Origin of the sequence: Olleya sp. Ti.3.14, assembly GCF_038154885.1 — a bacterium.
GTDB lineage: Bacteria > Bacteroidota > Bacteroidia > Flavobacteriales > Flavobacteriaceae > Olleya.
The window spans coordinates 1-442 of sequence record NZ_JBAKAO010000030.1; the positions used below are offsets into that span (position 1 = coordinate 1).

The 442-nt window shown below is 37.6% G+C and carries 1 pseudogene; it reads right to left on the reverse strand.

Annotation, left to right across the window (positions count from 1 at the left end):
- Nucleotides 1–442 (reverse strand): annotated as a pseudogene (locus V6251_RS15140) (T9SS type B sorting domain-containing protein); the annotation flags it as partial.

Consider the following 442-nt stretch of genomic DNA (forward strand, 5'->3'; position numbering starts at 1 on the left):
ACGCGTACATAAATAACCTGTGTATTTGCTACAATGTTATTATAGGGACTAACTAATGGGTTTACGTTATTTGTCGCGTCACTTGAGGTTTCGTGATAAGTTACCGTTAATCCTGGTGCGCCTCCTGTGATTTCTGCTGTAGCATCACTTAATGTGAAGACTCCAAATCCATCACTGTCTGGATCACAATACTCTAAAGCGGTTGGTGTAAATGCTACTGGTGCTTGTACAACATCTAATTGTAAAGTCGTTGTTGTAAAACAGCCTGTTGTCACATCTTCTACTCTTACATAAACTATTTGTGGATTAGAAATGTTTGTATATGGTATGGCTAATGGACTAGTTTCTGTTTCTGCATCTAATTGCGTTAGGTAATAACTTACCGCATAGTCTGGGTTACCTCCACTAATCTCATTGTTTTTAAGACTTAAATCTATACTTG